At 63.6% G+C, this 20409-nt stretch carries 15 protein-coding genes; 7 read left to right on the top strand and 8 right to left on the bottom strand.

Translation table 11 applies throughout. The annotated features are described in order from the left end of the window. The first annotated feature begins 105 nt into the window (after positions 1–105). Complete coding sequence (locus ABHM97_RS06960; RefSeq protein ID WP_349470079.1) at positions 106–1077, top strand: alpha/beta hydrolase; 972 nt, start codon at positions 106–108, stop codon at positions 1075–1077. A gap of 86 nt (positions 1078–1163) precedes the next feature. On the opposite strand, the gene ABHM97_RS06965 is transcribed toward ABHM97_RS06960, so the two are convergent. Genes ABHM97_RS06965 through ABHM97_RS06975 form a run of 3 tightly spaced genes read right to left on the bottom strand, consistent with a single transcriptional unit; the run spans position 1164 to position 4788 of the window. Then, a complete protein-coding gene (locus tag ABHM97_RS06965; protein WP_349470080.1) occupies positions 1164–2090 on the bottom strand; it encodes a MaoC family dehydratase in 927 nt (308 codons plus the stop codon). Then, positions 2087–3427, bottom strand: coding sequence for a 3-oxoacyl-ACP reductase (locus tag ABHM97_RS06970; protein ID WP_349470081.1), 1341 nt, complete (start codon positions 3425–3427; stop codon positions 2087–2089). Before ABHM97_RS06970 ends, ABHM97_RS06965 begins: the two co-directional genes overlap by 4 nt. 8 nt (positions 3428–3435) lie before the next feature. Beyond that, on the bottom strand, positions 3436–4788 hold the full coding sequence (locus ABHM97_RS06975) for an acetyl-CoA C-acetyltransferase (protein ID WP_349470082.1): 1353 nt from the start codon (positions 4786–4788) through the stop codon (positions 3436–3438). Between ABHM97_RS06975 and ABHM97_RS06980 the strand changes: the two genes are divergently transcribed. Further along, positions 4787–5551 (top strand): TetR/AcrR family transcriptional regulator, encoded by a 765-nt coding sequence (locus ABHM97_RS06980; protein ID WP_235521991.1) that lies wholly within the window; start codon positions 4787–4789, stop codon positions 5549–5551. The genes ABHM97_RS06975 and ABHM97_RS06980 overlap by 2 nt on opposite strands. Before the next feature lie 46 nt (positions 5552–5597). Continuing rightward, on the top strand, positions 5598–7700 hold the full coding sequence (locus ABHM97_RS06985; RefSeq protein WP_349470083.1) for an acyl-CoA dehydrogenase family protein: 2103 nt from the start codon (positions 5598–5600) through the stop codon (positions 7698–7700). Between the two features lie 119 nt (positions 7701–7819). Here the strand turns inward: ABHM97_RS06985 and glgA are convergent, their stop codons facing one another. Then, the gene (glgA, locus tag ABHM97_RS06990) at positions 7820–9016 is read right to left on the bottom strand and encodes a glycogen synthase (protein WP_349470084.1); all 1197 of its coding nucleotides are present in this window, start codon (positions 9014–9016) and stop codon (positions 7820–7822) included. 93 nt (positions 9017–9109) lie between these two features. Here glgA and glgC point away from each other — a divergent pair, with 93 nt between their 5' ends. After that, on the top strand, positions 9110–10522 hold the full coding sequence (gene glgC, locus ABHM97_RS06995; protein WP_235521988.1) for a glucose-1-phosphate adenylyltransferase: 1413 nt from the start codon (positions 9110–9112) through the stop codon (positions 10520–10522). A 67-nt stretch (positions 10523–10589) separates the two neighbouring features. Further along, the gene (locus ABHM97_RS07000) at positions 10590–12041 is read left to right on the top strand and encodes an SDR family NAD(P)-dependent oxidoreductase (RefSeq protein ID WP_349470085.1); all 1452 of its coding nucleotides are present in this window, start codon (positions 10590–10592) and stop codon (positions 12039–12041) included. 68 nt (positions 12042–12109) lie between these two features. Here ABHM97_RS07000 and ABHM97_RS07005 read toward each other — a convergent pair whose 3' ends face one another. From ABHM97_RS07005 to ABHM97_RS07015, 3 genes are read right to left on the bottom strand one after another with little or no spacing between them, the layout of a single operon-like run. Continuing rightward, on the bottom strand, positions 12110–12961 hold the full coding sequence (locus tag ABHM97_RS07005) for a transglutaminase family protein (RefSeq protein WP_257368106.1): 852 nt from the start codon (positions 12959–12961) through the stop codon (positions 12110–12112). Further along, complete coding sequence (locus tag ABHM97_RS07010; protein ID WP_144648266.1) at positions 12958–13884, bottom strand: alpha-E domain-containing protein; 927 nt, start codon at positions 13882–13884, stop codon at positions 12958–12960. Before ABHM97_RS07010 ends, ABHM97_RS07005 begins: the two co-directional genes overlap by 4 nt. 58 nt (positions 13885–13942) lie before the next feature. Next, positions 13943–15499 (bottom strand): circularly permuted type 2 ATP-grasp protein, encoded by a 1557-nt coding sequence (locus ABHM97_RS07015; protein WP_349470086.1) that lies wholly within the window; start codon positions 15497–15499, stop codon positions 13943–13945. A 111-nt stretch (positions 15500–15610) separates the two neighbouring features. Between ABHM97_RS07015 and ABHM97_RS07020 the strand changes: the two genes are divergently transcribed. Both ABHM97_RS07020 and pepN read left to right on the top strand, forming a co-directional pair. Beyond that, positions 15611–16657 (top strand): YeiH family protein, encoded by a 1047-nt coding sequence (locus ABHM97_RS07020; protein ID WP_349470088.1) that lies wholly within the window; start codon positions 15611–15613, stop codon positions 16655–16657. 4 nt (positions 16658–16661) lie between these two features. Beyond that, positions 16662–19268: an aminopeptidase N gene (gene pepN / locus ABHM97_RS07025; protein ID WP_349470089.1), complete on the top strand. Its 2607-nt coding sequence runs from the start codon at positions 16662–16664 to the stop codon at positions 19266–19268. A 19-nt stretch (positions 19269–19287) separates the two neighbouring features. Here pepN and lplAB read toward each other — a convergent pair whose 3' ends face one another. Continuing rightward, positions 19288–20388, bottom strand: coding sequence for a lipoate-protein ligase LplAB (gene lplAB / locus ABHM97_RS07030; protein WP_349470090.1), 1101 nt, complete (start codon positions 20386–20388; stop codon positions 19288–19290). Positions 20389–20409: the final 21 nt, after the last annotated feature.

A 20409-nucleotide genomic window follows, 5' to 3' on the forward strand; every position in this document is an offset into this window, starting at 1 on the left:
GGAATCCAAAGGATTCCGGGCCTTGTTTGTTTTGTCGGGAGTTCGCCGGCCCATACAATGCGAGTTTGATCACACGTATCACTTCCCAGCTCACATAAGGAAACGATGGACAGCTCAGAAGTCATCCTCGGCGCCGAGTACACGGTACGGACGCTGGCACTCCAGCCCGATGACGAGGGTGAAGTAACAGCTACCCTCCTGTCGCGGAAAGCCACGGTGCCGGCCGGGCGGGCGGTGCTGTACGTTCACGGCTTCGTGGACTACTTCTTCCAAGGGCACCTGGCTGATGAGTGGATCAAGGCCGGGTACGACTTCTATGCCCTGGACCTCCGAAAATACGGACGCTCGCTCCTGCCCCACCAGACGCCCAACTACATCGAGTCACTCCAAAGCTATGACGAAGAGCTGGACGAGGCCGCGCGGATCATCAAGGACGAGGACGGACACGACGTACTGGTTGTCCTTGGCCACTCGACGGGCGGTTTGGTGACCAGCCTGTGGGCGCATCGGCGGCGTTTCGATGGCATCGTGGACGCGTTGGTCCTCAATAGCCCGTGGTTCGACCTGAACAAGCCTTTCTTCCAGCGCACGGTGGGTACCGCCGTCGTCGAACGCCTTGCCAACTACCAGCCGAGACGCCAGGTGGGCGTGCTGGGTCAGCGGTACGGCCAGAGCCTGCACGTAACCACCGGGGGTGCCTGGGATTTCAACCTCGCCTGGAAGCCGCTCGAAGGCTTTCCGGTGCTGGCAGGCTGGCTTCGTGCGATCCGGCGCGGTCACGCCGAACTCGCCAAAGGGCTGGACATCCGCTGCCCGGTCCTGGTGTGCGCGTCGACGGCCAGCGCCGCAGAGACAGCACCGCTGGAGACCATCAGTTCCGCGGACATCGTCCTGGACGTGCGGCACATCGCTGACCGCAGTACACGGCTCGGCCGCCTGGTGACTTTGGCAAGGATCGACGGCGGCATCCACGACCTGGCGCTCTCGGCCGAACCGGCGAGGAGCCGGTTTTTCCAGGAAGTCTTCCGCTGGGCTGGCGCATATGTGCCGGAAAGTGCTGACAGCAAGAAGGACTAACCTAGGCCGCACGGACAGATGCACAACACAGGTACGAAAAAGGCGGCGGTCCCCCGAAGGTGACCGCCGCCGTCGTCCGCGTTGTCTTAGGCCAGCGCGGAGACTGTGCCTGTGAAGTGCCGACGCCCGCTTCGGGGATTCCACGCGACGTAATCCGAGCGCTCCCAGCCACCGGACTCCGACGGGACCGTGGTGATGTCCAACGCGACCCGTGCCGGAAGGAACACTGTAGCCTCGAACGCCACCTCCCAGGCGAACGAATCCGCCTTCACCGCTCCAACGTCCGCCAACGCTCGGGATGCCAGGTACATTCCGTGGGCAATTGAACCACGCAAGCCGAGCGCCTTGGCCGACAGGACGCTCAGGTGGATCGGATTGAAGTCGCCGGAAACCGTGGCGTAGTTCCGCCCGGTATCGAGGCCAAGTTGCCAGAGCGCCGTAGGGTTGGGCGGGGAGAAATCCCCGGTCCCAGCGGCGCCATTCGGGGCCCCCGGCTTGTCGATGCCAGGAAGGAAGCTTCCTTTGGCGAGGTAGGTAGAGACGCCCCGCCAGAGCAATTCACCGGTTGAATGTGAACGGACCTCGGCCACAATGTCCACCTGGGTCCCTGCCCTGTGCCCGGACAGGTTCTCTGCCCAGGAAAGGATGTCCAGGGACTCGGAGAATACGATGGGAACCCTTTGCTCCACCTTGTTCTTCAAGTGGATCATCCCCAGGAGGGGCAGGGGAAAATCGTCCCGGTTCATGACGCTCATGGAGATGGGAAACGCCAGTGCATGCACGTACCCGGCGGGCAGGGTGTCGCTGGCGGTCTCGCCGACCAGGTGCTGGTAGGCGGTGAGGTTTCCGACGTCGGCATGGACGTTCCGTACCTCATGGCTGACGGCCGGCAATTGCCCTGTCCCACCCGCCGCACCAAGGACCCGGCGCCGTGCTGCCGTGGCCGCCGCATTCACGTACAGCTTGGACAGCGACGGAAGTTCGCCAAGAAGGACCGGCTGCAGGGTGCTCATGCTCCCACCAGTTGTTGGCCGCACACCCGCAGCACCCCTCCGGTGATTCCGCCTGCAGCGTCGCTGGCCAGGAACGCAATGGCCTCCGCGACGTCCTGGGGCTGGCCGCCCTGCTTGAGGGAGTTGAGCCTGCGGGCCGCCTCGCGGATGGCGAACGGCATCTTGGCTGTCATCTCCGTTTCTATGAAGCCCGGGGCAACCGCGTTAATGGTGCCACCGAATGGTTCCATGTGGTCGGCAGTGGAACGCACCATGCCGATGACACCGCCCTTTGACGCTCCGTAGTTTGTCTGTCCCCGGTTGCCGGCGATGCCGCTGGTGGAGGCAACCGAAACTATGCGGGGAGAGTCTTTGAAGTGTTCGGAAGCGAGCAAAGCTTCGTTGATCCGGAGCTGGGCCGCGATGTTCACTGCGATGACTGAGCGCCAACGCCCCTCATCCATATTTGCCAGGAGCCTGTCCCGGGTGATGCCGGCGTTGTGGACCACGATGTCGAGGCGTCCGTGGCGTTCCACTGCGTGCTCGATGATGCGGTGCCCGGCGTCGTCGCGGCTGATATCCAACTGCAGGGCGGTCCCGCGGACATCGTTGGCGACCTTCGCCAGATGGTCACCCGCGGCCGGAATGTCGACGACGACTACCGTAGCCCCGTCACGGTGAAGGGTCCGGGCAATAGCTGCCCCGATGCCACGCGCCGCGCCGGTCACCACGGCGACCTTTCCAGCCAGCGGCTTCTCCGGATCGCCCGGCAGGATGCCCTTGGTGGAGCTGACCGTCAGGAACTGTCCGTCAACATAGGCAGAACGTCCCGACAGGAAGAAGCGCAGGGCCCCCAGTGCCGAGGGACTGGTGGTTGCAAGGTCGTCGGCCAGGAGAATGCCATTGGCCGTTGCCCCTGCCCGAAGCTCCTTGGCCAAGGAGCGCAAAAAGCCATCAATGCCCTGCCGCGCGGCGGCGGAGGCCGGAGACTGGGCGGAGTCCGCAGTGCGCGAGATGGTGACTACCCTGGCGTTGATGGCGAGGTCACGCAACGAGGACCCCGCTGTGAGGACGGGTTTTGCCAGATCGTCGGGGTGCTGCACGGCATCCAGGACCAGTACGATCGCGCCGAGTTTTTCCTTGGGCAGGGCGTTCCGCCGGACATCCAGGCCCCACCCCAGCAGGGTTGTGGCGATGTCGTCGGCGCCCGGGCTGTCCCCGCTGACGAGGACAGGGCCGGTGACCAGCGGTGCACCGGCGCTGTAACGCCGAAGTTCCACCGGCTGGGGAAGGCCGAGCCTTTTGGCGAGGTCCTTGCCGAGCCCTTGGCTCACCAATTGTGTGTATTTATCTGCCAAGACTCCCCCTAAGCTGCTTCCAGTATGGCGACGACGCCCTGCCCGCCGGCGGCACACACGGAGATCAGGCCCCGCGCGGGCCGCCCGTTGACGGTGCCCTTCTCATGCAGCATCTTGGCAAGCGATGCCACGATCCTCCCACCCGTTGCGGCGAAAGGGTGTCCTGCCGCGAGCGACGATCCGTTGACGTTGAGCTTTGCGCGGTCCACCTTGCCCAGTGCACCGTCCAGGCCCAGGCGGGTGCGGCCGAATTCCTCGTCTTCCCATGCGGCCAGCGTGCTCAGGACGGTTCCGGCAAAGGCTTCATGGATCTCGAAGAAGTCGATGTCCTCAAAGGTCAGTCCATGGCGGGCCAGCAAGCGCGGGACAGCGAAGACGGGAGCCATCAGCAGGCCGTCCTTGCCGTGGACGAAGTCGACGGCGGCCGCCTCACCATCCAGGACCGTGGCCAGCTTCGGCAGGCCGTGGGTATCGGCCCATTCCGTGCTTGCCAGCAGGACGGTGGAGGCGCCGTCGGTCAATGGGGTGGAGTTGCCGGCCGTCATTGTTGCCTCGGCGCCAAGGTTCTTGCCGAAGACCGGCTTCAGTGTGGACAGCTTCTCCAGCGTGGTATCGGGGCGGAGGTTGGAGTCGCGGTTGAGTCCGCGGTAGGGAGTGATGAGGTCATCGAAGAAGCCCCGCTCGTAGGCGGCCGCCAGGTTGCGGTGGCTGTTGAAAGCCAGTTCATCCTGGGCCTCACGGGTGATCTTCCACTGTGCGGTGGTGAGGGCCTGGTGCTCCCCCATGGAGAGGCCTGTCCGCGGTTCGCCGGTGTTCGGGGCATCGGGTGCCAGGTCCTTGGGCCTGATGCGGCTGAGGATCTTCACTTTCTGCACCGGGGTCTTGGCGCGGTTCAGGTCCAGCAGTATCTCGCGGAGGCCCTCGCTCACTGCGATGGGCGCATCCGAGGCTGAATCAACGCCGCCGGCGATCGCCGAGTCGATCTGGCCCAGCTTGATCTTGTTGGCCAGCCCCAGGACTGTCTCCAGTCCGGTCGCGCAGGCCTGCTGAAGGTCGTAGGCCGGTGTCTCGGGTGAAAGGGCCGATCCGAGGACGGCTTCGCGGGTGAGGTTGAAGTCCCTTGAGTGCTTGAGCACCGCTCCGGCCGCGACTTCGCCGATGCGTTCGTCCTGCAGGCCAAACCGGGCAATGAGCCCCTCAAGTGAGGCGGTCAGCATGTCCTGGTTGGAGGATTTGGCGTAGGCACCGCCGGTCCGGGCGAAGGGGATGCGGTTGCCGCCGACAATAACGGCGGCGCGGGTTGCCGTGGGCCTAGCGGTGTGTTCCCGGGAAGCGTTCGGGTTCAGATCTGATGCAGCCATGCTGGTCTCCTTCGATCAATGCGGGTTACTGATACCCAGCGTACCTGATACGCTGGGTATCGTGAACAACAGCCACGATGAATCCGCCGTCTCAACAGCGACCCCGCAAGCCGGTGCCGTTGGGGTGGTTGACGGCCGGGCCGCCCGCTGGCAGTCGCACCGGGAAGAACGCCGGCGGGAACTCATCAAGGCGGCCCGCAAGGCCGTGCATAAGCTGGGCAGCGACTCCTCCATGGAGGACATCGCAAGCGCCGCGGGCACATCGAAGTCGGTTTTCTACCGCTATTTCGGTGACAAGGCAGGGCTGCAGCAGGCCATGGGTGAGGTAGTCCTCGGACAAATGCAACGCCGCATGCAGGAAGCAGCCCAACAGGCCCAAACGCCCCGGGAAGGTTTGCTGGCCATGGTGTCCGCTTATCTTCAAATGGCCGAATCAAGTCCCAATGTCTACGCCTTTATTACCCGGCTCTCGCCAGGCGAGGCATCCGCCCAGGACGCCATCGCGGCATCCGGTGCGCTGGGCAATTTTTTCGAACAGATCACCGGGATGATCGCCACGCCCATGCGTGAATACCTCGGCGACCACCACGAGTCGGTAATCGTCTATTGGCCCACGGCCGCAATCGGGTTGGTCAGGAATGCCGGCGAGATGTGGTTGGGAAGCCCCGCGGACAGCGCAAAGCCCGATCAGGCAACCATGGCCGGGCAGATTACCGATTGGCTGTGCCTGGGCATCGCTCCGGCCCTCAAGACCACCACCTGACACCAGCAATGACTCATCAGTTGTCGGAACCAAAGAAGGAAGCAACATGACTGAAGTAGTGGACAAGGCCTCATCGGCCCAGAAATCCTCCGGCCGCGACGACGCCGCCACCGCTGCCACTGAACCCGTCGTGGATGTGGCCGCGCTCGGGGAGCAACTCCTCGGCAAGTGGGCCCTTATCCGTCACGAGGCCCGCAAGGTGGCAGGCAACCCGGCCGTGCAAAAGATCGAAGGGTTGCACCACACCGAGCACCGCGCCCGCGTCTTCGAGCAGTTGAAATTCCTGGTGGACAACAACACCGTCCACCGCGCCTTCCCGACCCGCCTGGGCGGTTCCGACGATCACGGCGGCAACATCGCAGGCTTCGAGGAGATCGTCACCGCAGATCCCTCCCTGCAGATCAAAGCCGGTGTGCAGTGGGGCCTGTTCGGCTCCGCCGTGATGCACCTGGGCACCGCTGAACACCAGGACAAGTGGCTCCCCGGCATCATGAGCCTGGAGATACCCGGCTGCTTTGCGATGACCGAAACAGGGCATGGCTCAGATGTGGCCAGCATTGCCACCACCGCCACGTATGACGAAGCCAGCCAGGAATTCGTCATCAACACGCCCTTCCGTGCTGCCTGGAAGGACTACATCGGCAACGCTGCCACTGACGGCCTTGCCGCCGTCGTTTTCGCGCAGCTGATTACCAAGAATGTCAATCACGGCGTCCACGCTTTCTACGTCGAACTCCGCGACCCCGCCACCAAGGAATTCCTGCCCGGCATCGGCGGCGAGGACGACGGCATCAAGGGTGGCCTGAACGGCATCGACAACGGCCGGCTGCACTTCACCAATGTCCGTATCCCCCGGACCAACCTGCTGAACCGGTATGGCGACGTGGCTGCGGACGGCACCTACACCTCCACCATCGAGAGCCCGGGGCGCCGCTTCTTCACCATGTTGGGAACCCTGGTCCAGGGACGGGTTTCTCTGGACGGCGCCGCGGTTGCGGCGAGCAAGCTCGCGCTCAAGACGGCCATCCAGTACGCCACCGAACGCCGGCAGTTCAATGCCTCGTCCGCCACGGATGAGGAAGTGCTATTGGATTACCAGCGGCACCAGCGGCGCCTGTTCACCAGGCTGGCCACGACCTACGCAGCCAGCTTCGCGCACGAACAGCTGCTGCAGAAATTCGACGACGTCTTCTCGGGCGCGCACGACACTGACGCCGACCGGCAGGACCTGGAAACGCTCGCTGCCGCGCTCAAGCCGCTCAGCACCTGGCATGCCCTGGATACGCTGCAGGAATGCCGCGAAGCATGCGGCGGTGCCGGCTTCCTGATCGAGAACCGCTTCGCCTCCCTGCGTGCGGACCTGGACGTGTATGTGACCTTCGAGGGCGACAACACCGTCCTGCTGCAGCTGGTGGCAAAGCGATTGCTGGCCGATTACGCCAAGGAATTCCGCAGCGCCGACTTCGGCGTCCTTGCCCGCTACGTCGTGGATCAGGCCGCCGGGGTGGCCTTGCACAGGACGGGCCTGCGGCAGGTTGCACAGTTCGTTGCCGACACCGGCTCGGTCCAAAAAGCGGCTCTCGCGCTGCGGGACGAAGAAGGCCAGCGGACCTTGCTCGCTGACCGGGTCCAGTCCATGGTCGCTGAGGTGGGTGCGGCACTCAAGGGTGCCAACAAGCTTCCCCAGCACCAGGCCGCAGCATTGTTCAACCAGCACCAACACGAACTCATCGAAGCTGCACAGGCCCACGCGGAACTCCTGCAGTGGGAGGCTTTCACCGAGGCACTCCCCCACGTTGCCGATGAGGGAACCAAGCGTGTCCTGACCTGGCTGCGTGATCTGTTCGGCTTGTCGCTGATCGAGAAGCACCTCTCCTGGTTCCTCATGAACGGCAGGTTGTCCATGCAGCGTGGCCGGACCGTGGGCACCTACATCAACCGCCTGCTGGTCAAGATCCGGCCACACGCACTGGACCTCGTTGATGCCTTTGGATACGGCCCGGAACACCTGCGCGCTGCCATCGCGACCGGGGCTGAAGCCACCCGGCAGGACCAGGCCCGCGAACATTTCCGTGGGCAGCGCGCCAGTGGCACCGCTCCTGCCGACGAGAAAGCCCTGCTTGCCTTGAAGGCCGCCAAGTCCCGTTAGCAGTACTCCGCTGACAGGCGGTGAACAGTTGCGGAAGCTTTGTTAACGCCCGACGGCGCCGTCCCCACCGAAGTGGGGCGGCGCCGTCGTGGTTTGGACTGCTGGTTGGACGCTGTGCCTCAGCGCAGGACCGAGCGGTACACCTCAAGGGTTGTTTCGGTGATGGATTCCCAGGAGAAGTGCTCCTCTGCCCTTCGCCGGCCGGCAATACCCATTTCGCGGGCCCGGGCCGGGTCAGCCACCACTTCGTTCAAAGCCGCCGCGAAATCGCTGACGAACTTTTCCGGATCCAGCGGGGTGCCGGTTCCGTCGGTGACCTGTTCCAGTTGGACCAGCAGGCCGGTTTCCCCGTGCTGGACCACTTCGGGGATGCCGCCGGTTGCGCTGGCCACCACGGCTGCGCCGCAGGCCATGGCCTCAAGGTTCACGATGCCCAGGGGCTCGTAGATCGACGGGCATGCGAAGGCGGTGGCATGGCTGAGGACCTGGATCAGTTCCCGCCGCGGGAGCATCCGCTCAATCAGGACCACGCCTTCGCGTTTGGTCTGCAGTTCCTCGATGAGGCGGGCAGTTTCCGCAGCCAGCTCCGGGGTGTCCGCGGCGCCGAGGCACAGCACCAGCTGGACATCGTCCGGCAAGCTCGAAGCCGCGCGAAGCAGGTAGGGAACGCCCTTCTGGCGCGTGTTGCGCCCCACGAACACCACGCTCGGCTTGGCGGGATCGATCCCCAACGCCCGGATCGCGTCGTCCTCTTCATCACGCTCCCACAGGGAGACGTCGATGCCGTTGTGGACCACGCGGACCTTGTCCGGATCCACGCTGGGGTAGCTGCGGAGGATGTCCTGGCGCATGCCGTCGGATACGGCGATGATGGCAGCGGCAGCCTCATAAGCGGTCTTTTCCACCCAGGAGGACAGGGCATAGCCGCCTCCAAGCTGTTCAGCCTTCCATGGGCGCAGGGGCTCAAGGCTGTGGGCGCTCAGGACATGCGGAATGCCGTGCAGCAGCGAAGCGAGGTGGCCGCCCATGTTGGCGTACCAGGTGTGCGAGTGGACGAGGTCCGCTCCCGCAATGTCCGGAACGATCCTCAGGTCCACGCCCAGCGTTTGGATTGCGGCGTTGGCATCGCCGAGGTCTTCGGGCGTGGCGTATGACGCCACAGTAGCCCCGTGGTAGTCGGCATCACGGGGCGCACCGAACGCCCTGACGTGAAGGTCGACGTGCTTTGCCAGCACCCGGCTGAGCTCGGCAACGTGGACACCGGCACCGCCATAAATTTCCGGAGGGAATTCTTTAGTCACAATGTCTATTCGCACGCTAACCAACGTAGTCGTTCCGGCGTATGTGTTCTAGTGTGAAAGAGTCCGGAAAATCGGACTTTTGGGGGCTACGAAGACGTACGGGGAGCAGTGACCATGGCGTTGAAGAAAGTTTTGGCAATTGTATTGGCTGGCGGCGAGGGCAACCGACTCATGCCGCTGACGGCGGACCGGGCCAAGCCCGCGGTTCCGTTTGCCGGCGGCTACCGGCTCATCGACTTTGCATTATCCAATCTCGTTAACTCGGGATACTTGAAAATAGTTGTGCTGACGCAATACAAGTCGCATAGCCTTGACCGCCACATCTCTGAAACCTGGCGCATGTCCACGCAGTTGGGCCGTTACGTAGCGTCGGTTCCGGCGCAGCAGCGCGTGGGCAAGAGCTGGTTCCTTGGCAGTGCAAACGCCATCTACCAATCGCTGAACCTCATCCATGACGACGCCCCGGACATCGTGGTAGTGGTCGGCGCCGATCACGTGTACCGCATGGACTTCTCGCAGATGGTGGAGCAGCACATCGCCAGCGGTGCCAAGGCCACCGTGGCCGCAGTCCGCCAGCCGCTGAACATGGCCAACCAGTTCGGCGTGATCGAGGTAGACCAGAACGATCCCCAGAAGATTGCCGCCTTTGTGGAGAAGCCTGCCAGCACCCCCGGGCTCGCAGCCGACCCCACGCAGTTCCTTGCCTCCATGGGCAACTACGTCTTCGACGCCGATGCGTTGGTTGAGGCACTGCACGTTGACGCGGAACGGCTCGACACCAAGCACGACATGGGTGGCGACATCATCCCCTATTTCGTTGACCAGGGCGAAGCCGGCGTGTACGACTTCACGCTCAATGACATCCCCGGAGCTACGGACCGGGATCGTACTTACTGGCGGGACGTAGGGACCATCGACTCGTTCTATGACGCACACATGGACCTCATCTCCCCCGTCCCTGTCTTCAACCTCTACAACTCCGAATGGCCCATTTACACCCGCCAAAGCATTTCCCCGCCGGCAAAGTTTGTTCGCGGCGAAAACAACACGGTGGGCACCGCCCTCGATTCCATCGTGGCCAGCGGCGTGGTGATTTCCGGAGGCATCGTTGAAGGATCCGTCCTTTCCAACGATGCGTACGTGGCGGCTGGGAGCCGTATCCAGGACTCCGTCCTCATGGACAAGGTCCGTGTGGGTGAAGGCGCCGTGATCAAGCGCGCCATCCTGGACAAGAACGTCAAGGTCCCCGCGGGGGCTGCCATCGGCTTGGACCCGGAGCTGGACAGGGCACGTGGATACAAGGTCACGGAGTCCGGAATCACTGTCCTCGCGAAGGGCCAGGTGGTCCCGGAGCCAGGCGAAGCCGAGCTCGCTCTGTCAGCCCAGCATCGCCGCAGCCTTCCGGAAGCGGTCAAGGCAGCCACACACCACGATCCCGACATCCGTGACTCCGCCGAAAAGGTAGCCGCTGGAATCCAGGCCCGAGTGGCGGACGCTGCTTCCCAGGGAGCCGCGCACTAACCCGCCGGCCGTACGCTGACAGAACCCGAGGCAGGCCGAAGGCTCCCAAGGCTGTAAAATCAGGTCAATGAGCTCCACCGATCTGACGCCTGAAGAGATCCAGGCCTGCCTCAAGGTTCTGACAACGATCCACGTCTACGACGAAGAGCACCCGGACTACGTTGCTGTCCGGCGTGCCACCGGCAAGATGTTCAAGGCCGTCAAGCGCCACCGCCGCGTCACCAAGCGCGACTCCATCGCCGAAGCTGACCGTGCCGTTATTGCCCTGACAGCAACGGCCGCCCCGGACCGGATCGACGACGAAACCCGGGGCAACAAGCTTGCACCCTCGGCCACAGGCGAGATCGCCGGCCACCTCATCCGTTCCCGCCCCTGCTACATCTGCAAAAAGCATTACACCCAGGTGGATGCTTTCTACCACCAGTTGTGTCCGGAATGCGCGGCCTTCAGCCACAGCAAGCGTGATGCCCGCACCGACCTCACTGGCCGGAGGGCGTTGTTGACCGGCGGACGCGCCAAGATTGGCATGTACATTGCCCTGCGCCTGCTCCGGGACGGCGCCCACACCACCATCACCACCCGTTTCCCCAAGGACGCCGCCCGTCGTTTTGCCGCGATGGAAGACAGCTCGGAATGGCTGCACCGCCTACGTATCGTTGGCATCGACCTTCGCGACCCGGCCCAGGTCATGGCGCTCACGGATTCGCTCAACGAGGCCGGACCGTTGGACATCATCATCAACAATGCAGCCCAGACTGTGCGGCGTTCAGGCAATGCCTACAAACCGCTGGTGGATGCCGAAGACGAACCGTTGCCTGCCGCCCTGGAAGCGGCCAACGGCGGACCCGAGCTGGTGACGTTCGGCCATGCGCATGACAAGCACCCCTTGGCTCTGGCCAGCAGCGTCACCGAACACCCGGTGCTGGCTGGTGATGCGATCACGTCCTTGGCGCTCTCGACGGGTTCTGCGTCCCTGGAGCGTATCGAATCGGGGACAGCCATTGATGCCGGCGGACTGGTCCCGGACCTGGCCTCGATCAACAGCTGGACCCAGGTGGTGGACGAAGTGGATCCCCTGGAGATGCTCGAGGTCCAGCTGTGCAATGTCACCGCACCCTTCCTGCTGGTCAGCCGGCTGCGTGGGGCGATGAAGCGTTCCACGGCACATCGCAAGTACATCGTGAACGTCTCAGCGATGGAAGGGCAGTTCTCGCGCGCCTACAAGGGCCCCGGGCACCCCCACACCAACATGGCCAAGGCTGCGTTGAATATGATGACCCGGACCAGCGCCCAGGAGATGCTGGACTCCGACGGCATCCTCATGACCGCCGTGGACACGGGCTGGATCACCGATGAACGTCCGCACTACACCAAGGTCAGGCTGATGGAAGAAGGTTTCCATGCTCCCTTGGACTTGGTGGACGGTGCCGCGCGCGTCTACGACCCCATCGTGATGGGCGAAAAGGGCGAGGACCAGTACGGCGTGTTTCTCAAGGACTACAAGCCGTCCCCCTGGTAGAGAATTATATTGAGTACAGCCAAGGCCCTTAAGAGTTCTTCTTAAGGGCCTTGGCTATATAGGGGCTTCTACGCGAGACGGGTGATCTCCACCGAAACGGAGAGCCCAGAGCCTCCGCCGCCGGAAAGGATTCCCTTCAGCGGAGGAACGTCTCGGTAGTCGCGGCCCCTCGCGACAGTGACGTGATAGTCGCCGGCCGGTTTGTGGTTGGTGGGGTCCCAGCTGCGCCATTCGCCGTCCCACCATTCCAACCAGGCGTGCGACTGTCCGGCTACTGTTTCCCCGATGTCAGCCGAGGACCGCGGGTGGATGTAACCGGACACGTAGCGGGCCGGGATGCCGCTGCAGCGCAGGGCTCCAATGGCAAGGTGGGCCAGGTCCTGGCACACACCCTGGCGCTGCGACCACGCCTGCTCGGCATTCGTCGTCACGCCGGTGGTGCCCTTCATGTAGGTCATCTCGCCGGCCATCCACTCGAACACCGCCAACGCCGCCTCATGGGGGTTCTTTCCTTCGACAATGCCGGGAACAATGTCGAGTACCTCTTCACCGGGGCCGCTCAACCGCGACTGGGGCAGCCAGTCGCTGAATTCGTCCTGGATCTTGTCCGAGGCGATGACGTCCCAACCAACAATGTCGTCTTCCGTTGCCACGCGCTCACTGCGGTGGACCTCCACCGTGGCCGTTGCAAGCACTTCCAGGCTTTCGTGCGGCATCTGCATATCGAAGGCCGTGACCCGGGTGCCCCAATAGTCGCGGTAGGTGCTCACGGAAGCCTGGTTCGGTGAGACCTTCAGGGACGCTTCCAGGACCACCTGCTGTCCGTCCGTCAACGGGGTCATCCGGGCCTCGTTGTAGGACAGGGTCACGCGGCGGTTGTACTTGTAGGCCGTCTTGTGGACGATGCTCAGCCGGGTCATGAAACTTCTCCCACCCAGGCGTGTTCATCAGCCTGATTGAAGTACTTACGGGAAATGGCATCAGAAGCCTGTGTCACGGCCTTCTGCACACGTTCCATGTGCTCGGGCAGTTCAGACATGAGGTCATCGGTGCGGTGGAACTCAAGGAAGGTCCGGGCCTGGCCCACGATCCGCCGGGCGTCGTTGATGAAACCAACGCGCTGCGCCGAGGGGTCCAGCTTGGCAAGGCACTCATCGGCGTCGCGCAACGCGTACACGATCGAGCGGGGAAACAAGCGGTCCAGGAGCAGGAATTCGGCTGCGTGCTGGTCCCCGAAGGCTGCCCGGCGGGTGCGGATGAAGGATTCGTAGGCACCGGCACAGCGCAGCATGTTGACCCAGGACATACCAGCCGACTGGACATCACGGGTGGACAGCATGCGGGCGGTCATGTCGGCACGCTCAAGGGAGCGCCCCAGCACCATGAACAGCCAGCTTTCGTCGTGGCTGACGGTCGTATCAGCCAGTCCTCGAACCATCGCGGTCCGTTCAAGCACCCAGTTGCAGAAACGGTATGTCCCAACGACGTCCTTGCGGTGCTGGTTGAGGCCGTAGTACGTCGTGTTGAGGCTTTCCCACAGGGATTGCGAGACGGTCTCCCGGGCACGCCGCGCGTTTTCCCGGGCTGCCCCGAGGGAACCGGCGATCGAGGAGGCGCTCTGCTTGTCGTAGGCCAGGGCATGGAGCAGTTCAGGCAGGCCGAAGTCCTCGCTCTGGGGTTTGGCGCCCATGACGGCGAGCAGTTCCCGCGCCACGCTGCGCTGCTCCTCGAGGGGAAGGTGGTTCAGGCGCTCCAGGTGCACGTCAAGGATCCGGGCAGTACCGTCGGCGCGTTCTACGTAGCGTCCGATCCAAAAGAGTGACTCAGCAATACGGCTCAGCATGGAACTGTGCCTCCTTCACGTCGTGCCTGTCGGAGTTCAAGTAGTTGGTGGAGGGGTTTCACTGCTGTTGCTCCGTCTGCCGGTCGCGCCAGTTGCTTTCGACAGGCCACACAGAAACCTGCTCACGCACGGTCACGGACTGGCGCGGGATGAACTCGGCAGGCAACTCCGGTGAATTGGCCAGCACCCAGGTGTCCTTGGAACCACCGCCTTGGCTGGAGTTCACAATCAGGGACCCTTCCTTCAGCGCAACCCGGGTCAAGCCACCGGGCAGGACCCAGACGTCGTCGCCGTCGTTCACGGCAAACGGACGCAGGTCCACGTGGCGGGGACCGAACTTGTCGCCCGAAAGGGTCGGCACCGTGGAGAGCTGCAGGACAGGCTGGGCGATCCACCCGCGGGGGTCGGCGATCACACGCTTGCGCAAGGCATCCAGTTCGTCCTTGGAGGCGTCCGGGCCAATAACCAAGCCCTTGCCGCCCGAGCCGTCAACCGGCTTGACCACCAATTCATCGAGGCGGTCCAGAACATGCTCCCTGGCTTCCTTTTCCTCGAGTCGGAAAGTGTCGACGTTGGCGATGATCGGCTCTTCGTGGAGGTAGTACCGGATCAGGTCAGGCACGTAACTGTACACGAGCTTGTCATCGGCTACGCCGTTGCCTACTGCGTTGGCGATGGTGACTCCGCCCGCACGGGCAGCGTTGACCAAACCGGGGCAACCCAGCATGGAATCGGAGCGGAACTGGAGGGGATCGAGGAAGTCGTCATCAATGCGCTTGTAGATCACGTCCACACGCTGTTCACCCGCGGTGGTCCGCATGTAGACACGGTTGCCACGGCAGATGAGGTCGCGCCCTTCCACCAGTTCCACGCCCATCAGGCCGGCGAGGAGGGTGTGATCAAAGTAGGCGCTGTTGAAGACACCCGGAGTCAGGACAACAACCGTCGGATCGTCGACGCCGGCCGGTGCTGTTTTGCGCAGGGCCGAAAGCAGCCGCCGGGGGTATTCCTCCACGGGCCTGATGTGCTGCTGGCCGAACGCTTCAGGTAGGCCCTTTGCCATGGCCCGGCGGTTTTCCAGGACGTAGCTTACGCCCGACGGGACACGGACGTTGTCCTCCAGCACGCGGAATGTTCCGGCAGCATCGCGGACGACGTCGATACCCGAGACGTGCACACGGACCCCGCCGGACGGTTCAAAGCCGTGGACCGCCCGGTGGAAGTGCGCGCTGGTGGTGACGAGCTGCCGTGGGATCACGCCATCGGCCACCACCGCCATGCGTCCGTAGACGTCGTTGAGGAATGCTTCAAGGGCCTTTACACGCTGGGCGACACCGCGCTCCAGGACGTCCCATTCGTCGGCCGGGATGACGCGGGGAACAATATCGAGCGGGAAGGGCCGCTCCTCCCCCGCATAGTCGAAGGTCACTCCGCGGTCCAGGAAGGTGCGGGCCATGGAGTCCGCCCTGGCGGTGACATCCGCCAGGGAAAGCTCGCGCAAGGCACCGGAAACCTGACCGTAGGATTTTCTGGCTACGTGGCCCGGGGCAAACATCTCGTCGTAGGCGCCACTGCGGGCGGCGGCCTCGGAGTAATCCTGGAATAGGTCAGACATGGGAATTAGACAATCACCTTTTCGAGTCGAGCGCATTTCGCGTTGATTGTGTCGCTGTTTCCGGGAACCCCCGGTTCGCCTTTCCGTGCCCCCATCCGGCAGGGTTGAGGCATGCCCTTCAAGAGTCCCGCTTCCCAGCTGTCCCCGTTGGGGCCGGGGTTGGTCCTGTGCTTCGCCGCAACGGGCCTTGCCTTCACCATCCACGCGGTCTTGCCAGCTGTTCCAGCAATGACTCTCGCTGTTGCCTTGGGCTTGCTCTCAGCAAATATACCGGGCACCTCTGTCCTCACTGCAGGGCGCGCCCGCCCGGGCCTGGACTTCGCCGGAAAGCACCTCATGCGGGCCGGAATCGTGCTGCTGGGCCTCAAGGTCAGCATTCAGGATGTGCTGGGACTGGGCTGGTTGTCCCTGGTCCTCATAGCCGGTGTGGTGCTGGTCAGCTTTGTGGGCACCTATGGGTTGGCCCGCTTACTGCGGCTGCCTGGCGAGACCGCCCTGCTGATCGCCACGGGTTTCTCCATCTGCGGCGCCTCGGCTATCGGCGCGATGGCTGCTGTGCGGCGCATCAGGCATCAGGACACTGTGCTCCCGGTGGCGCTCGTAACGCTATGCGGGACCCTTGCCATTGGCGTGTTGCCCCTCCTCATGCACCCCCTGAACCTGAACCCGGAACAGTTTGGGGCATGGACCGGCGCTTCCGTGCACGATGTGGGCCAGGTGGTGGCCACGGCGCAAACTGCGGGGACGGCGGCCCTGGCGATCGCCGTCGTCGTGAAATTGACGCGGGTTGTCCTGCTGGCTCCGGTAGTGGCGGCGGCGGGACTGCATCAGCGCGTCGACCATGTGCGGAAGCGGGCCAATGGTGCCGGCCAGGATGACGGGACCGACGGTAGGTTCCCGCCTATCGTTCCGCTTTTTGTGCTCGGCTTCCTTGCCATGGTCGCTGTGCGATCCGTGGGCTGGGCTCCCCCGGCGGTCCTGGAAGGAGCCGCCCTGGTCCAGGACATCCTGCTCGCATCGGCGCTTTTCGGACTGGGATCCGCCGTGCGCGTCCGCACGCTGATCCACACGGGTGGACGCGCTGTGATGGTGGCCCTGGGCTCTTGGCTGCTCATCGCATCGCTGGGCCTGGTTGCTGCCTGGATCATGATTAGATAGCCGTGTGTCGAATCACAATCTGTCGCGCGATGAAGCCGCAACCCGCTCAGCCCTGATCACCACCCACAGCTACGACGTCATCCTCGATGTCCGCGACGCGGCAGATCCCGCAGTCGCCGGCTATCCGAGCACCAGCACCATCACTTTCTCCGCCGAGCCCGGCTCTGCAACGTTCCTGGACTTCATCAGCGGGAGCGTGAAGTCGGTGGTGCTGAACGGCCAGGCCCTGGACGTCGATGCGGTGGTGGACCGGGACCGGGTCATCCTCGAAAACCTCGCTGCAGACAACCAGGTGACGGTAGCCGGGACGGCACTCTACAGCCGCTCAGGGGAAGGCATGCACCGCTTCGTTGATCCCGCCGACGGGCAGTGCTACCTCTACACCCAGTATGAACCGGCAGACAGTCGACGCGTCTTCGCCAACTTCGAGCAGCCCGACCTCAAAGCCGAATTCACCTTCCACGTGATCGCGCCTGCTGGCTGGGAGGTCGCGTCCAATGGCGTGGAGGCCGCACGGACACCCTTGGTGGATGACCCCAAAGCGGCCCAATGGGACTTCGAAACCACCAAGCGGATGTCCACGTACATCACCACGGTGCTGGCCGGGCCATACTTCAAAGCGACGGACCACTGGGGAGCAACGCTCGACGGCGACACCCGGCTTGAGGTGCCGCTGGCACTTTACTGCCGCGCCTCATTGGCAGACGCTTTCGACGCCGACGAGCTGTTCCGCTTGACCAAGAACGGGTTGGAGTTCTTTAACGCCCTCTTCGACTATCCCTACCCATGGGGCAAGTACGATCAGGCATTCGTGCCCGAATACAACCTCGGGGCCATGGAAAATCCCGGACTGGTCACCTTCACGGAAAAGTATGTCTACGCCTCGCGGGCCACCGACGCCCAGTACCAGGGACGCGCCAACACCCTGATGCACGAGATGGCACACATGTGGTTCGGCGATCTCGTCACCATGAACTGGTGGGACGATCTCTGGCTCAAGGAGTCGTTCGCCGACTACATGGGAACCCTTGGCGTGGATCGTGCCACTGACTGGGAATCCGCATGGGTGAACTTCGCCAGCAAACGCAAGGCTTGGGCGTACCTGCAGGACCAGTTGCCCACCACCCACCCGATCGTTGCCGACATTCCGGACCTTGAGGCGGCCAAGCAGAACTTCGACGGCATCACCTACGCCAAGGGCGCTTCGGTCCTGAAACAGTTGGTTGCCTACGTCGGTTTTGACGCCTTCATCGCCGGATCACGCCAATATTTCCGCGACCACGCCTACGGCAACACCTCCCTGAAGGACCTGCTGGAAGCGCTAAGTGCCTCCTCGGGCCGGGACCTGTCCGGTTGGACGCGCCAATGGCTGCAGACTTCCGGAATCTCCACCATTTCAGCCGGGATTGTCGAAGACGACGGGACGCTGGGCGCGGTGACGCTCCAACAGGACGCCATCGACCCCATCACAGGGCACCAGGAACTCCGCCCCCACCGCATGCGGCTTGGCTTGTATGACCCCAACGCAGACGGTGCCCTTGTCAGGACCGAAAGTATCGAAATTGATGTGGACGGTCCCAGCACCCTGGTGGCCGAGCTGAACGGCAAGCCCCGGCCTGCCCTGCTGTTGGTCAACGATGACGACCTGAGCTATGCAAAGATCAGGCTCGATCCCGGATCCGAACTCACGGTGAGGTCTTCGCTGGACAAGATCCAGGACCCCATGGCCCGGGCACTGTGCTGGACGGCGCTTTGGGATTCGGCCCGCGACGGCGTCACCCCTGCAGCCCGGTATGTCGCCGCGGTGGAACAGTTCGCTCCGGCCGAAACCGGCATTGGAGTCCTGCTCAATGTCCTGGGCAACGCCTCCACCGCCATTGAGCGATTCGTGCCTGCTAAGACGCGGGACGGTGTCCGCAAGGACTTCCTGGCCGTTGCTGCCGCACAGTTGAAGGCTGCCCCAGCGGGGTCGGACCAGCAACTCGCCTGGGCCAGGACACTCGCGGATGTCTCGCGGCAAGGCGAAACTGAGCTCTCCCTGCTGCGCAGCATCCTTGACGGCAGCGTTGTCATTGACGGACTCGCAGTCGACGCAGAACTGCGCTGGAGCCTGTGGCAGGCCCTGGCAGCCCACGGACAGGCGTCGCAAGCTGAGCTCGACCGGGAACTGGAAGCGGACAAGACGGCCTCAGGACGTGAGGGCCACGCTCTTGCCTCGGCGGCCCGCCCAGACCCTTCGGTGAAGGCCGCGGCATGGGATTCGGCGGTCCTGGGTACCGGACTCTCCAATGAAATCCTGAGCGCGACCATTGCCGGCTTCGCCACGGCCCCGGCTGCCATGCTGGAGCCCTACGTGGAGCCGTATTTCGACTCCCTTGAAAAGGTGTGGGCGGAGCGCAGCATTGAAATTGCCGGAAGGATTGTCCGCGGACTGTTCCCGGCCGCCCAAGACCTTGGCGACGGCATGGAACCTGCCCGGCACCCGGTGGTGCTCCGCACCGACGAATGGCTGGCCGAACATGGTTACGCTCCGCGTGCGTTGCGGCGCATCATTATCGAGCAGCGCAGCCACCTGTTGCGTGCCCTGACTGCGCAGGCCGCCAAGGGCTAGGCCGGCGGAATAGAACCCGTCAGGGAACCCGGTTCAGCCATTCGTCCGTGCCGAACTTCGCGTCAACCCGTTTTCGGGCTTCATCGAGCTCCGCTTCACTGAGCCGGGACTCGACTGCGCCATAGCGCTCGGTAAAGACTTCCTGCATGGCCTTGAGGATGGCGGACCGGGCCAAGCCGGTCTGCCGACGCAAGGGATCCACGCGCTTCTTGGCACTCCGGGTTCCCTTGTCGGACAACTTCTCCTTGCCGATGCGCAGAACCTCCACCATCTTGTCGGCGTCGATGTCGTAGCTCATGGTGACGTGATGGAGCATGCCCCCGTTGGCAAGCCGCTTCTGTGCTGCTCCGCCGATTTTGCCCTGGTCCGTTGCAATGTCGTTGAGCGGGACGTAGAAAGCGTTGATGCCGAGCTTCTCCAACGCGGCCATGACCCAGGAGTCAAGGAAGGCATAGGAGTCCGCGAAACTGATGCCGTCCACCAGTGTCTGCGGAAGGTACAGCGAATACGTGATGCAGTTTCCTGCCTCCATGAACATCGCTCCCCCGCCGCTGATCCTGCGCACCACGGTGATGCCGTGCCGGGACACGCCGTCGGGGTCCACTTCGTTACGCACTGACTGAAAGCTGCCAATCACCACAGAGGGCTCTTCCCAGTCCCAGAACCGCAGCGTCGGGTTCCGCAGCCCGGCACCGACCTCCTCAGTGAGGACTTCGTCCAGGGCCACGTTGACCTCGGTTGGCAGGACCGTCGGTGGGATGACTTCCCATTGGTGGTCTGACCAGCCGGTGGCCTTGGACAAGGCCCGCCGAACTGTTATGGCCACGGCTTCTGCGGAGAAGCCGAACAGTACGGCACCTTCAGGCAAGCCCGCGGTTACGGCCGCGGCAATGTCCGCTGCCGTTGACGTGCCCGGCAGTCCTGTCAGTGCCTTGTTGATGTCCTGCAGGGCCTCGTCGGGCTCCAAAAAGAAGTCTCCGCTCAGGGAGACATTGGCGAAGTGGCCGTTCGCCACCTCAAGGTCAACCACCACCAGTTTTCCGCCGGGAACCTTATATTCGCCGTGAAGGCGGGTGTCGTCGTCGTGGTTCCGGGTTTCAGGCGTGGGCTGGGAAGTCATGCTCTCCATCTTGCCGGAAAA

The organism is Paenarthrobacter sp. CAP02, assembly GCF_040137855.1.
In the GTDB taxonomy this organism is placed as follows: Bacteria; Actinomycetota; Actinomycetes; order Actinomycetales; family Micrococcaceae; genus Arthrobacter.

Bases quoted from the DNA above. Each gene is read 5' to 3' on its own strand.
- ABHM97_RS06960 (WP_349470079.1), top strand. From the start codon at position 106: ATGGACAGCTCAGAAGTCATCCTCGGCGCCGAGTACACGGTACGGACG.
- ABHM97_RS07015 (WP_349470086.1), bottom strand. From the start codon at position 15,499: ATGTCTGACCTATTCCAGGATTACTCCGAGGCCGCCGCCCGCAGTGGC.
- ABHM97_RS07005 (WP_257368106.1), bottom strand. From the start codon at position 12,961: ATGACCCGGCTGAGCATCGTCCACAAGACGGCCTACAAGTACAACCGC.
- ABHM97_RS07010 (WP_144648266.1), bottom strand. From the start codon at position 13,884: ATGCTGAGCCGTATTGCTGAGTCACTCTTTTGGATCGGACGCTACGTA.
- ABHM97_RS06975 (WP_349470082.1), bottom strand. From the start codon at position 4,788: ATGGCTGCATCAGATCTGAACCCGAACGCTTCCCGGGAACACACCGCT.
- ABHM97_RS06985 (WP_349470083.1), top strand. From the start codon at position 5,598: ATGACTGAAGTAGTGGACAAGGCCTCATCGGCCCAGAAATCCTCCGGC.
- ABHM97_RS06965 (WP_349470080.1), bottom strand. From the start codon at position 2,090: ATGAGCACCCTGCAGCCGGTCCTTCTTGGCGAACTTCCGTCGCTGTCC.
- ABHM97_RS07000 (WP_349470085.1), top strand. From the start codon at position 10,590: ATGAGCTCCACCGATCTGACGCCTGAAGAGATCCAGGCCTGCCTCAAG.
- ABHM97_RS06980 (WP_235521991.1), top strand. From the start codon at position 4,787: ATGCTGGTCTCCTTCGATCAATGCGGGTTACTGATACCCAGCGTACCT.
- lplAB (WP_349470090.1), bottom strand. From the start codon at position 20,388: ATGACTTCCCAGCCCACGCCTGAAACCCGGAACCACGACGACGACACC.
- ABHM97_RS07020 (WP_349470088.1), top strand. From the start codon at position 15,611: ATGCCCTTCAAGAGTCCCGCTTCCCAGCTGTCCCCGTTGGGGCCGGGG.